Raw genomic sequence first — 13260 nt, forward strand, 5'->3', positions numbered from 1 at the left:
ACTCGGCACATTAGCCCTTGCCAGGGCATGAGCACCTTCGCTCTAAGGTTAAGAAACGTCGCAAACCCAAAACGTTATAAAACAGTATTCATTGATTTCAGGGTATGATTCTATGGTCATAGAGAAAAAAATATTAATTGGAGTTGAACTACATGCCTGAATACAGCCTAATTCAAACTTATATAAGGTGTGATGAAACAAAATTTAACGATATACTTAAAACATATTCTAAGCTATTGATTGAGATTGGATTTCCTCAGAAATTTCTTATAGAAGCATGAAAAAGATAGCTGATTTTTTTCCTAATCAGTGTATTTTTTTCACAGATGAAGTTACAGATGGAATGCCGTGTAAAGCTTTAATTGAAGATAAAAAAGGGAGTTGGCAGTTTGACGCAGCAATAATACCAAAAGAATATGAACTTATTTTTAAGTGTCCACCAAAACAATTTAAAGTCACTAAAGAGAATAGTTTAATCTACATAACTAGAAAAAATATTTGGGGGATTTCACCTTGGGAAAAAGATTTTCAATGATTACCGTCTTATAACAAAACATTTGCACAAGGTTCGGGCAAGGGTCAAAAAGCCTAATGAGACGTGCCCTCACACATTCCTCAACCTAAGTCCGTCGGAACACCCGGCACATTAGCCCCTATCAGGGCATGAGCACCTTCGCTCTAAGGTTGAGTAACGTCGCAAATCCGGAACGTTATCAGACATTACCTCACTCATTTTAGAGAATTCCTTATGGGTCAAAGAATAACTAAGTTATGAGGTTATGATATTAGATTATTCTTATATAAATAGGTCTAATTGTTCTGTGGTAATCAAAGGATAGAGTCAAGTAATATTATGTATTGATGGGTTTTAATAGTTTTATAATTATGTATAATTTAGTGATTTACAAAAAGCTGGAAAACTCAGAATTGATATAAAATGAAAAAGTAAAAGGGGGAGTAATTATGGATCAAATAGATATGACTCCAGAAGATATTATAAAAATACTTAAGGATAAAGATTTTGAGAATGCACTAAAATTCGTGCAAATTGGCTCATTACTAAACTGTAAACCAGCTATACGATATGCTACAGCTCATAAAACCTGGAAATGTGTATATTCAAAGCGAAAACCAAAAAGAGTTTTATTTACAATTGAATGCAATGAAAACAAGTGGAGTATAAAAGCTAATCTATTTCATATTAATCAATATAAGGAATTCGTTGAATCTTGCTCAAATAATATTAAACATGGTATAAAATCAGCATATGACTGCAAAATGTGTTCTTCTAGATGTAAAGGCGGAGCACAATTTACAATGGATGATCAACAATTTATGAAATGTATCGGATGTTGTTTCTATTTTAGAAATATGCCAGATGAAGATTGGAATTGTGTTCGATCATTAATAGAAATGGAATCTAATTATTAGTTGAAATCTATAAATTATTGTTTAGCTTCGAAGCTGAGTGAGATAACATCTGATAACAAAATATTTCCGTTCGCTACGCATATCTCTTCACTTGGTGCAAGCACCGCCTACGAAGAAGGGCTATGAGGGTCCAGTTCAGAGACATCGGAAATACGGAACGTTATACAACAATGAGCCATTTTCATGGTATTCCTTCCGAAGAAGGATATTTTATCGCTCTATAAGAAGCTAGCTCATATTTTTGAGATGCTTTGATCAGATGAAATTCTATTGCAATGGTAGGATGGTTTATTAAAGTTTTATCATTACCATATAATAGAAATAATAAACTATAGTATACTGAATCAGCAAGGGTATGGTTTAATGTATAATCAATCTTTTGTAACAGGCAAAAGAAAGCTTTCGAGGCTTAGTGAGAAAGTATTTGGGAAAATGACCAGTGATGAGAAGACACAACTTATACCTATTATTTATCCTAACGTTGATATATTAAGAGATGTAATATATTCTGATGATGGTGATATATTCAATTTAATTGAATTCTTAAGAATAAGAGATGAAATTGCAACAAAAAGTCAGAAAAAATTAGAATTAAGGATTGTCAAAGTGAATTTCGAGAATAATATTTTTATTAAAAAATTAACATATGATGGAACTAATATTTTTATTGCTTCCACGGACTGTGGCGGTATACAAGGATATCATGATGTCTATATATACACAGGGAACGCAATAGTAAAAGAAAAGGCACATGGGAAAGTAACATATTTTCTTGTCACTGAGAGTATCAATAGATTTACTGGAATTACCCATTTAGAAGGAAAAAGACATGCGATATTAAGTTTTAGAGTGTGCCTACCTGATGTTATGCAGAGTCATTTATAAAATATAAATATTGGGTTTTCGTACGTGGTATTGGCTCATTATCGTATAACAAAATGTTGCCGCAAGGCTCGGGCAGGGTCAAAAATCCTCAAGGGTTAACCAAGGGGTATTCCTAACTGGTCACGCCCTCACACATTCCTCAACCTAAGTGCGTCGCAACACTCGGCACATTAGCCACGTTCGTGGCATGAGCACCTTCGTTCTAAGGTTGAGAAACGTCGGCAACACGAAACGCTAGACAACATTTCCACCACATATCAGAGAGAAGCTATTTAGTGTCATAATTGGAGGTGAGTTATATGTGCAAAGATACAGTCATATTAGGTGGATACATGCTTATGCTTGCGAGTAAGAAAAAGCATTGGACAAAATTTGGCATAGGTTCAGAAGGAATAATATCTGCAAGTAACTGTATATGTGATGAAATAATAGGGGATTGGATTTTGAAATGGCACAGTAATCACAGGGAATTGACAACGGAATATAACGATAAGTTATTGAAGTTATCACGACAAAAAATGAATGAATTGATAGAAGAAACTAATACGCTTTTTGATATAAACAAATTTGGTGTGGCACATATGTTTACCGACATTAGTTTAGCTAGAGAAATATATCAAAAGTATTTTAGACATATAAACGGGATAAGATTAATAGGTATTGGTTTGAAAGAAGATGAATATGAAATCTTTAGGGATGAAGAAGAAATTGAAAAAGACATTCATGGGTACTATGGGGTTAATGTTTGTTTTAATAATAGAGAAGTGATGAACATATCAAACATAATAGGCTATGATGTGTTAGGTTATGATTGGGGATATTTTCATTCATATCTGTGTAATGGATTAGAAGAAGATATATATGAAAGATTAGGAATCAAGCCAAAACATAATGGATTATACAGTACTTATGATGAGGTAGTAAAAATCATAAATTTAATAGATAATGAAATTGTAGAACCGGAGCCAGCTTTATGGCAGCCATGGATAGTATGTGAGTATGAGCTTGATAAATAATAAAACCATGTGGTGGAAAAATCGTCTAACAATGCATCTTCGTAAAGGTTCGCAGGGGATTCCCCTAGGGCTTGCCGAAGAAGTATTCCTAGTGGGTCATGCTCACCACATCCCACCACCTAAGCCCGTTGGGACAGTCGGTACATTAGCCACATTCGTGGCATGAGCACCTCCTTCTAAGGTGCTGGGACATCGCAGATACGGAACGTTAGACAAAATGAATCTTTTAGCAAATAAGGAGGTATATATGAAGTATGTAGATATATATGTTTTTGGAGATGCTGGGGCATTTGATGAGTACAACCCATATAGGATATTTGAATCATTAGATACACAAAGAGTATTATTATCAATTGCTAAGATGAAGATACTGACTGCTAATAGAATGACTTTAAGTAGTGATACAGAGTTATCTCTTGAAAAAGTAGATACAATAATAAAAGAGTTATTAAATGCTCAGCTTTTGATAGAAGAAAATGAATGTTTCAAATTGGCATTTCCATTCTTTGTTGAATCTGATATCAAACATATAGAAAGATTCTCTGAGCGAGCTTCTAAGAACATAGGTAACACTTTAATTAAACAGAGTGATGAGTTTAAAACAATTATATCAAAGTACGGTATAGCAACAGAATATAGTCTTGAAAGAATACTCTATCATATTATTGGAGATAAGGTTTTTGATGGTAGTGCATTGGATTACTTTGGAGATAAGGGACTATTTGCTATATCAAAAAAGCAGCCGATGGGTAGAGACTATTTAGTTATAGGATACGAGAAGTCAAGTGCAATCGAAGATTTTAGTAATAATCTTTTGTGCAGTAGCAACAATTATAGAAGTAAAGATATTACTTTTAATAGTTTTGGAGATTCAATGGGTAATAGAAAAGATTTTTATAGATATTTTAGGAGGATTCAAAGTAATGTTCAGCATAGCACTGAGCATGTGAGATTAAATGAAATTTATAATACCTTTGTTGATGAAATGAATAAATCACTGATGGATGAGTTCGGAGGTTTAGTTCAAAATTATATACATAATAGTGATTATGTATATTCTGATAAAGAGCTAGCGGGGCTTAAATTTATTGAAGAGATGGGATACATAGAGATAAAAGGTAGTAAAATTTGTCATAGGGTTCCTATTTTTATAGAGAAGCTAATAGATGAAATCTCTAGACTAACTCTAAATGTGATCCAAGATGAAGTCACTCTACTTTTTGAAGGTATACAAGCAAATATTAGTGAATTAACTTCTGTAATTCATGGTGTATCATGTGCAGAAATAGGTAATGAACTTTGGCATCAAGTGTTTGGTAATATTAATGAGTATTTGAGTGAAAAGGGTTTTTTCTCTAATCCTAAGATGAAAGCAGGAGAGGGACGTTATCTAAAAGCGCTATATTATTCGGGGGGGAAGTAAGTATTCAAATGGGTTCAAGATTCACTTCGTCTAACAATATGTTAACACAAGGCTCGTGCGGGGGTCATAAAGCCTGATGGGAAATGCCCTCACATATTCCTCAACCTAAGCCCGTCGGACATTCGGCACATTAGCCCTTAGCAGGGCATGAGCACCTTCGCTCTAAGGTTGAGCAACGTCGTTAACACGGAACGTTAGCTGAAATATTCTATTATTATATAGGAGGTACTATGTTATTCGGAAAACATAAATTTAGATTAAAGATACTTGAACATATTGATAAAAGTCTCTGCCAATGGAATAATGAGTCATTGCTTATCCATGTAGTTGGTGGTAAAGGGGTTATCAGGAATAGGATATATGATAGTGGGAATATAGTTGAGAAGCAATTGTGTATCGATGATAAACCACTATACACAGTCCATAGTGATAATTATTATTGTCCGACGTGCCAAAAAATTATTGAAGAAGGATATGGAATAAATGATAATGATAGAGTAGTAACTGAACAAGTTATTGATGCACAAAATAAAATTCATACACTTGAAACGAGTACGAAACTTATGAAACCATTGTTTGAGTTAATGGAAGATGGATTATATCTTGTTACAAGAAGTGACTTATATCCTACTGACGGTGAAGGTAACTTTTTTTGGAGCGAAACAAATGGCAGAAAGATGTATGAGGGAACAGCAGACTTATACTATAAATTTCATGTAGGAAGTGGGTATATGAGTTTTTTATATCCATCTCAGCCATACTCGAAATTAGATACTACATCTGTTTACGACTATATGGAAAGAGAAAGCAATGTTCTTACTGGACTAGCATACCATATTGAAGGAGCAATGACACTTTTACTAGATGGCCATCACCGCGCTTCCGCAGCATGTTTAAGTAGTAAGCCGTTAAATTGTATAGTCATAGCTAGAGTAAACAGTTATGGATGGAAAGATCAAAAAATTGAGTATTTTTGGGCGGGAGGAACATGCTTCAATCTAACCGAGATGAATAATGCCAACAATATAATTAGGTTATTAAAGAAATACAAGATTGAAAGAAGTAGCGAAACCTTAAATACAAAAGCATTTGGGATAAGTGGCGAAATAAGAGATAAAGAATTTAATAATAAACTAAACAGTAAGTCAAAACTTTACCCTCGATTTAAGGAAATAGCATTTGAAAGTATGTTAGACACCATTTCATTTGAACGTTATGAAGAATTGTGGGATAAATATGATGATGAATCAAGTTTTGAATTTGAAATATTAACTAATGCTTTATATAGAAGATATAAAGAAAAAATGCACTTATATCTACTAAAAGTTATTAGAGATAGAAATAAATTTGAGTTTTGGGTGCAGGCATTTAATCTATTAATGACGTATAACGAGGAAGAGATAGAAGATGTCGTTGTTGAATATCTAGTAGAGCATGACTATGATAAGCATGATCCGATAAGAAAAATTATTGATGAATATTATAAAAAACGTCCATAGAATACATCAGCTAACAATAGATTTGCACAAGGTTCGGGCGAGGGTCATAAAGCCTAATGGGAGATGCTCTCACACATTCCTCAACCTAAGTCCATCGTACCACTCGGCACATTAGTCACATGCGTGACATGAGCACCTTCGCTCTAAGGTTGAGAAATGTCGCAAATCCGGAACGTTATAATACATAATCTCATTACTTAAGGGGATTGAGTGTAAATGTGGATGCTTAAAAGAAATAAAGTACTAGTTGATGGGTTTGAAAGAATAGTAGGTAGGTAAAATGTTTGTAGATGATAATATGATTGTTGATATTGAAATGAATGCGAAGCTTGAGATGGAATTAATTGGTTGTCTAGTAGATGAAAACTATAGAATATTATTTTCTGTAGACAATGCATCTGGTTTTGATGAACTATGTGAAATATTTCCAAGTTTTGAAAGTAAAAAAGATGACTTCTTGAGAAATTTTGAAAAAGGTAGAGCATGGTTAGATTTTACTAAAGAAAGGATTGTAGAGTCCACATATGATAATTTTTTAGAGTTACCATTTTTTGAAGAAGGCAAGACAGATTGGTTTGCCCCAAAAAATGATGAGGAGCTAATAAGAGTAATTGAACATGAGGGGATGGGATATAGCTGTTTTATTGTACACCAAGATAAAAGTATAAAAGATTATTTATTGGAGATATGGGTTTATGAACACCTTGAATATAAAGGAAGAGAGTGTAGATGCATGATGATACTACCACAAAAGAGTAAATACGTCATTGATAATAAAGTGACTAAAATGAAAGAAATAATAGATTTATACAAAAAGGTATAGGGAATGAGATTACATCTTATAACAATGGATTTGCACAAGGTTCGGGCGAGGGTCACAATACCTCTTGGGATATACCCTCACACATTCCTCAACCTAAGCGCGTCGCGCCACTCGGCACATTAGCCACGTGCGTGGCATGAGCACCTTCGCTCTAAGGTTGAGAAACGTCGCAAATCTGGAATGTTAGATGAAATTGGCTCATTCATATCGGGGTAATTTTCTATAGTCATTAATTACAAGATGTGTATTTGGGTGAAATAATGATTCATTATCATAGGAGGTAAAAAACAAGTTGGGAAATGTATATATTTTTAGAGGAAAGGCAGCGACTGGCAAGTCAACGTTAGCCAATATGCTGGGAAGTAAACTTGCTATACCCGTCTTTTGTAAAGATGATATTGTAGATGCAATAAAAAGTAGTGCGAACATTGAAGACAGATCTATTAGAAATGCGATTTGCTACAATGTTTTGTCTAGAATGATTCAAAGAAGTCTAGACCTTAATACAGATATAATATTGGATATAGCACTTGGGGATAGAAATGGAGCAAAATATTTTTTTGATAGATTAGATTTTAAGGAAAATAGGACTTTCAAATTTTTTCTAAAATGTAGCGATTTAAATGAATGGAAAAGAAGACATGAAGAAAGACTTAAAAATCCATTACCTCACCAATCTTTTAAATCGATTGAGCATGTATTTGAACATTATGAAAAGTTAGATGTGAACCCTTTTGAAGATGAATATATAATTGATACTAGTGAATCTGTAGAAAAAAGTTTTAGAGACATTAGTAGAATCATAAATTATGGTCTTTAATAAAGAGATTAAGGGTTATGCTCCGAGGTTGAATGAGCCAACATCATCTAACAAAACATTTGCGCAAGGTTCGGGCGAGGGTGATAAAGCCTCTGGGGAATTGCCCTCACATATCCCTCAACCTAAGTCCATCGGACCACTCGGCACATTAGCCCTTAGCAGGGCATGAGCACCTTCGCTCTAAGGTTGAGAAACGTCGCAAATCCGAAACGTTACACGAAAGACTGAGTGTTTGGTGCTTTGTTCTAGTGTGATTTAAGAGTTACATTTAAGGATTAATGTTGTAGGAGTGATTATTATAAAAAAATTAATAGTAGGATTACTACTAATACCAATTTTAGTTTTAGTAATTATTGTGTCATTCTTTGTTGTTTCACCGATAATAAATGATATTACACTAAATAACTTTGCAGAACAACTAAATGAATATCCATTACCTGAAAGTACAAGTTTGATTGAAAAGGAAGCAGTATGTGGTAAATTAAATGGCAATGGGAACGGAATGGACTTTTTTGCTTGTATTCTTATTAAATCTGATTTATCAATAGATGAGTTGATGCAATATTATGACCAAGAAGAATTAAGAGCAGCGAAAAAAGGTTCAAAATATAGTATAAACTTAGATATTATCCATGCAAATGGCGACAAGTTAGAAACGGGATATTTAGAACACCAGAAAATTTATTTTAGTACTTTGAACAATGTAACAGATTATACTGGCTATTACATTGTTATGATTTATGATGGTGGATATCCTGCTTATTTTGATATGAGAGGTAATTGATTCAAGCTTAAACTTAAACTCAGATTATATTCTTGAAATGCTATTATTAGGAATTTTAAAGCAGTAGTATGCTTTCTGTTTTAGGTTTCGTAGGCTCGGTCCATCGTGTAACAAAATGTTTGCGCAAGGGTGCACTGGGGAAAAGCTTTGAGGAGATGTGCACCACACCTTCTCACTGGGAGCAAAGCTCCAACAAGTAGTATTCCCATGAGGTCCAGTTTGAAGGCGTCGCAAACACGAAACGTTAGGTAACAATGTTGCATTCATTTCAGAGTATTCTTTTGGGTCTTTTAAACTGGGATGATTAAAGGGGGAGTAAGATGAAGGGGATTATGGAGTTTTATGATAAGACATGTTCAGAATGGGCTTCTAGATTTTATAAGGATGAATCTATATTTCCATGCCTTGAAAATTTTATTAATAGATTTCCGCAAAAACCTAGAATACTAGATTAATGTTGCGGGGCTGGTTATGATAGCATGCGTCTATTCAATTTAGGAGCAGAAGTTGTAGGTTTAGATTTCAGTCAAGAGAGTATTAATATTGCAAGAAAGCAAAATCCAGATATACAATTCTATATTGGAGATATGTTAGAGGATTTCACATTTGTAGGAAGTGTAGATGGGATAATTGTTATTGCAGGATTTGTACATTTACCTAATGAAAAGCTGGAACAAGCATTCAAAAATAGTAGTCAAGTTATTAAAGATAGTGGTTTAATGCTTGTTTTGGTCAGAGATGGTACAGGAAAAAATGATAAAAGTAGCTATGCTGTAGTTGAAGGAGTAAAGTATGATCGTGATTTTTATTAACATACAATTGATGAATTAATAGAGTATTCAAATAAATTTTTTCAATTTATTGAAGAAGTATTACCAGATAAAAACGATCCATGGAAACGATATTTATTTATGAAATTATAAAATGGAAATCTAGTTATAGCGTGTATATAGAGCTGAATGTAACATCGTCGCCTAACAAAAGATTTGCACAAGGTTCTGGCGAGGGTCATAAAGCCTCTAGAGACATGCCCTCACACATTCTCCAACCTAAGCGCAGTCGCGACAGTCGGTACATTAGCCCTTGTCAGGGCATGAGTACCTCCTTCTAAGGTTGGGAAATGTCGCAAATCCGGAACGTTAGGCAACAGCTTTTACTATTAAATGAGTGACAAGATATAAGCGTTAAGGTTAATTTATGTTACTTTAGAAGCAGTACAAAAGTTTTTGAAATTTTATAGGCTTATAGAAAAATTAGCCTATGAGGGAAATAGAGAGAAAATGGATACTCTATTTTGTGAGTATAGATGGAATGGATAGTGATATATATGAAGAAAGTGAGACGAACAATAAATCTATATGTTGATGATTTGAGAGATTGCCCAGAAGGTTTTGTTGTAGCAAGGTCATATGAAGAAGCTATTGATATTCTAGACAAGAAAACGGTTGATATATTATCACTGGATCATGATTTGGGAGAAGACGCATATGGAGAAACAAGAAAAAGCGGGTATGACTTAGTAAAATATATTTGTGAAAATGGAATTAGAGTAAATGCAATATATATTCATACGGATAATCCAGTGGGCAGAGACAATATGTATAAGACGCTTTTAGCAAGCCAAAGTAGAGGATTTATAGATAAGAAAATTAAGATTTATTATTATCCTTTCACAGAAAATAAATATACAATAAACTAAAAAATTAAAATGAAGATAGTAGGACGTAAAAGCCATCGCTTAACAAAATGTTACCGCAAGGTTCGGACTAGAGAATAAAGCCATATGGGAATTGTCCTCACACATTCCTCAACCTAAGTCCGTCGGAGCACTCGGTACATTAGCCCTTAGCAGGGCATGAGCACCTTCACTCTAAGGTTGAGAAACGTCGGCAACACGGAACGTTATAAGACATACACTCCACATAAATGGGTACTACTCAAGGGTCCTAATATTTGTTTGTAGAAAAAATATGAGGTGATTTAATTGAAAAAATCTGTAATTAAGTTATTAACTATTATCATTCTGGTAATGTATTGTTAATTAGCTGTAATTATAAGAAAGAAGAGGTATTAAGTAATTCAGTTGACCATAATGATGAGTTAGTTACTAAGTATGATGAAACGCAGTTTAAATATGAAACCTTACTTAGTGAAGTTGATGATTTAAAAAATCAATTTCAAATTTTACGGTCAGATGTGGACACTAATACTTTAATGATTCTAAGTTTATAGAAAGAGTTAGAAAATACAAAGAATGATTTAGGTTATCAAAAAGAAATTATTATAAGACTTAAAGAAGATATCGATAAAGACAATATTGATTTAGCTGGCAATAATGATGGATTCACTGTATATGATCCTAAAAATATTAAAGTAGGAGATGAGTTTAGGGGGTTAACAGTAAGTATTATTGAATTAATAGAAAATGGAGAATTTGTCAGTTTTGATGGTTATATATTATTGACATGTGATTTAATGATTAATGAAGCTGATGGAGGGATATTCGGTATTTACATTGATAAAAGCGATGTGAAAGAAGAATTACCAGTATCTACATCTCATATAGATTACTTTCAAAATTCTTGGGATGGTGGATATTACTGTTTAAGTAATGATGAAGAAATGATAAAAACACTAGGAGATGAAAAATATCAAGACATGTTAACGAATAGAGTTCAGTATAGAATAACGGCTCTTTTCAATCAATATAATCATGCGTTTGTCGATGGAACAGGTGTTAGGTCAAGGTTTAGATTAGTTGAATTACTTGATATCCAAGAACTCAAAAACGAATAACTCAAAAACATTGTGGAGTGTACATATTATAACAAAACATTAGCGCAAGGTATCCTCCTTATACGATGGTAAATCAGGAGGAAGCTATATTGTTTTTAACTTTGTCTTAAAAAGTTTGGAGTATAGTAATAATTAAACATATTATCGACAATAAGGTAGTAGAGGCTTTAATAGAAAAGGCAAGCAGGGGTATTCTATTAGAGTAACCATACATTCCATCTTATAACAAAACATTTACGCAAGGTTCGGGCGAGGGTCATAATGCCTCATTGGACATGCCCTCACACATTCCTCAAACTAAGTCCGTCGGAACACTCGGCACATTAGCCCTTGTCAGGGCATGAGCACCTTCGCTCTAAAGGTTGAGAAACGTCGTAAATCCAGAACGTTAGACAACAGAATCAACTTAAAAGTAAAGATGAATGTAAACTAAGGGGGGAGGGTAATGGACAAGGTGAAACCTCAAGCGTTTTATCCAGGGAGAAATTATGATCAAAGAAGTTGGGTTTTAGAAAAGACAGAATCCTCACTGAAGCAATTATTAGTTGTAGTGGACATATTGAATGAAGAGTGTAATGAGAATGAAAATATGTTGGATGAAAACATAAGTCAAAATCTATCAGCTGCAATTGTCGATTTATTTAAGCTGTATTCATTCTGGATTGGCGATATGGAAATTTATTCTTTTGAAAATCTTGATGTCATTCTAAAAGAAGGTACTAGGGGGTTAAATAGGATTCTTAATCAGCATGGTATAGATGGAAAAACATATATTGATTCTAATATTGAAGATGAAAAATGGATGGATAGTATTAAGAAATTAATTACTCTTGAATCAAATAATAGGACATTAATATATGAATATTTGAGTCACATTACAGTGAAGACTGAACTCATAAAAAGACTAGAATTAAATTTAGAAAAAGTTACTCTTGGTGAATTAACATGGGAAGAGTTTGTTATTAATTTTAAGAATAAACGTCATGAATAGGGTAGGGGAAATTAATGTATGGTATTATCTCTATTATAAGTATTCTAGTAAGAAGTTTCTTATTAAAGAGTGCATTTGAAGCTATTTCATATGGATACATAATAAATATACTTTTTGCTGAGCCATTATTGGGTACCCTCTCTTTTACTGTAACGGGTATGTTTTATAGGAAAAATTCCGCACCTGCATTAGGGAGTGCTTTATATTTATTTTTTTATATTATTCATAACTTTTTACTTTGTTATTGGGTAAGTTCCGGAATGCAGACAGTATTAGGGATTATAATTATTATCGTTTACTTTAGCATATTAGCTTTTATTAAGCGAAAGATAGTAAATAAATTTAATCCTTGGTAAATATAGATGCAGTACAATTGATTCCATCGTCTAACAAAATGTTCCCGTAAGGTTCGGGGCGGGTCATAATCTCTTGGGACTAGCCCTCACACATTCCTCAACCTAAGCCCGTCAGGACACTCGGCACATTAGCCCTTAGCAGGGCATGAGCACCTTTGCTCTAAGGTTGAGAAACGTCGGAAAACCGGAAACGTTATACGCAATTCTCACTCTTGGCACAGGCTGATGTATGTAGGCAGTTATAAAAGAAATCAGAAGATAAGATGTTTAATAGTAATAGCTAAATTGATCTGCGTATGAGGAAGTGACATAGCTTTGTAAGTCAATCATTGTTGAAGTCAAATTGACTTACATAGATTTATTGATTAAATAATAGTAAGAAGTTTTGTTTATTTCAAAACCAGGATAATGGAGGTGATTAGGTGGCTGGTTTTTC

The 13260-nt window shown here is 33.6% G+C and carries 14 protein-coding genes and 1 pseudogene; all 15 read left to right on the top strand.

Annotated elements, in window-relative coordinates; genetic code table 11:
* Positions 1 to 277 precede the first annotated feature (277 nt).
* The 15 genes and pseudogenes from C1Y58_RS25800 to C1Y58_RS25875 all read left to right on the top strand — a co-directional run bounded on the left by C1Y58_RS25800 (position 278) and on the right by C1Y58_RS25875 (position 12824).
* Positions 278 to 535 (top strand): hypothetical protein, encoded by a 258-nt coding sequence (locus C1Y58_RS25800; RefSeq protein ID WP_105620036.1) that lies wholly within the window; start codon positions 278 to 280, stop codon positions 533 to 535.
* A 428-nt stretch (positions 536 to 963) separates the two neighbouring features.
* A complete protein-coding gene (locus C1Y58_RS25805; protein ID WP_105620037.1) occupies positions 964 to 1431 on the top strand; it encodes a hypothetical protein in 468 nt (155 codons plus the stop codon).
* 363 nt (positions 1432 to 1794) lie between these two features.
* Positions 1795 to 2316 carry a hypothetical protein gene (locus tag C1Y58_RS25810; RefSeq protein WP_105620038.1) on the top strand — a complete coding sequence of 174 codons (522 nt, stop codon included), beginning with the start codon at positions 1795 to 1797 and terminating at the stop codon, positions 2314 to 2316.
* Between the two features lie 299 nt (positions 2317 to 2615).
* Complete coding sequence (locus C1Y58_RS25815; protein ID WP_105620039.1) at positions 2616 to 3332, top strand: hypothetical protein; 717 nt, start codon at positions 2616 to 2618, stop codon at positions 3330 to 3332.
* A gap of 247 nt (positions 3333 to 3579) precedes the next feature.
* Positions 3580 to 4755 carry a PE-PPE domain-containing protein gene (locus C1Y58_RS25820; protein ID WP_105620040.1) on the top strand — a complete coding sequence of 392 codons (1176 nt, stop codon included), beginning with the start codon at positions 3580 to 3582 and terminating at the stop codon, positions 4753 to 4755.
* Positions 4756 to 4985: 230 nt separating this feature from the next.
* Entirely contained in the window at positions 4986 to 6254 is a 1269-nt protein-coding gene (locus tag C1Y58_RS25825) for a hypothetical protein (RefSeq protein ID WP_105620041.1), read from the top strand.
* Positions 6255 to 6534: 280 nt separating this feature from the next.
* Positions 6535 to 7077 carry a hypothetical protein gene (locus C1Y58_RS25830; protein WP_105620042.1) on the top strand — a complete coding sequence of 181 codons (543 nt, stop codon included), beginning with the start codon at positions 6535 to 6537 and terminating at the stop codon, positions 7075 to 7077.
* 292 nt (positions 7078 to 7369) lie between these two features.
* The gene (locus C1Y58_RS25835; RefSeq protein ID WP_105620043.1) at positions 7370 to 7897 is read left to right on the top strand and encodes a P-loop nucleotide/nucleoside kinase family protein; all 528 of its coding nucleotides are present in this window, start codon (positions 7370 to 7372) and stop codon (positions 7895 to 7897) included.
* Positions 7898 to 8252: 355 nt separating this feature from the next.
* A complete protein-coding gene (locus C1Y58_RS25845; protein ID WP_157950296.1) occupies positions 8253 to 8681 on the top strand; it encodes a hypothetical protein in 429 nt (142 codons plus the stop codon).
* A 320-nt stretch (positions 8682 to 9001) separates the two neighbouring features.
* Complete coding sequence (locus tag C1Y58_RS27125) at positions 9002 to 9136, top strand: hypothetical protein (protein ID WP_278286150.1); 135 nt, start codon at positions 9002 to 9004, stop codon at positions 9134 to 9136.
* 12 nt (positions 9137 to 9148) lie between these two features.
* Positions 9149 to 9493: pseudogene (locus tag C1Y58_RS25850) on the top strand (class I SAM-dependent methyltransferase); the annotation flags it as partial.
* A 515-nt stretch (positions 9494 to 10008) separates the two neighbouring features.
* Entirely contained in the window at positions 10009 to 10380 is a 372-nt protein-coding gene (locus C1Y58_RS25855; protein ID WP_330404512.1) for a cyclic-phosphate processing receiver domain-containing protein, read from the top strand.
* A gap of 761 nt (positions 10381 to 11141) precedes the next feature.
* Positions 11142 to 11477 (top strand): hypothetical protein, encoded by a 336-nt coding sequence (locus tag C1Y58_RS25865; protein ID WP_170311699.1) that lies wholly within the window; start codon positions 11142 to 11144, stop codon positions 11475 to 11477.
* Positions 11478 to 11922: 445 nt separating this feature from the next.
* Entirely contained in the window at positions 11923 to 12468 is a 546-nt protein-coding gene (locus tag C1Y58_RS25870; protein WP_105620049.1) for a hypothetical protein, read from the top strand.
* 14 nt (positions 12469 to 12482) lie between these two features.
* Positions 12483 to 12824, top strand: a complete 342-nt coding sequence (locus tag C1Y58_RS25875; RefSeq protein WP_105620050.1) for a hypothetical protein — start codon at positions 12483 to 12485, stop codon at positions 12822 to 12824.
* Positions 12825 to 13260: the final 436 nt, after the last annotated feature.

This window comes from Vallitalea okinawensis (genome assembly GCF_002964605.1).
In the GTDB taxonomy this organism is placed as follows: Bacteria; Bacillota; Clostridia; order Lachnospirales; family PQDH01; genus Vallitalea_A; species Vallitalea_A okinawensis.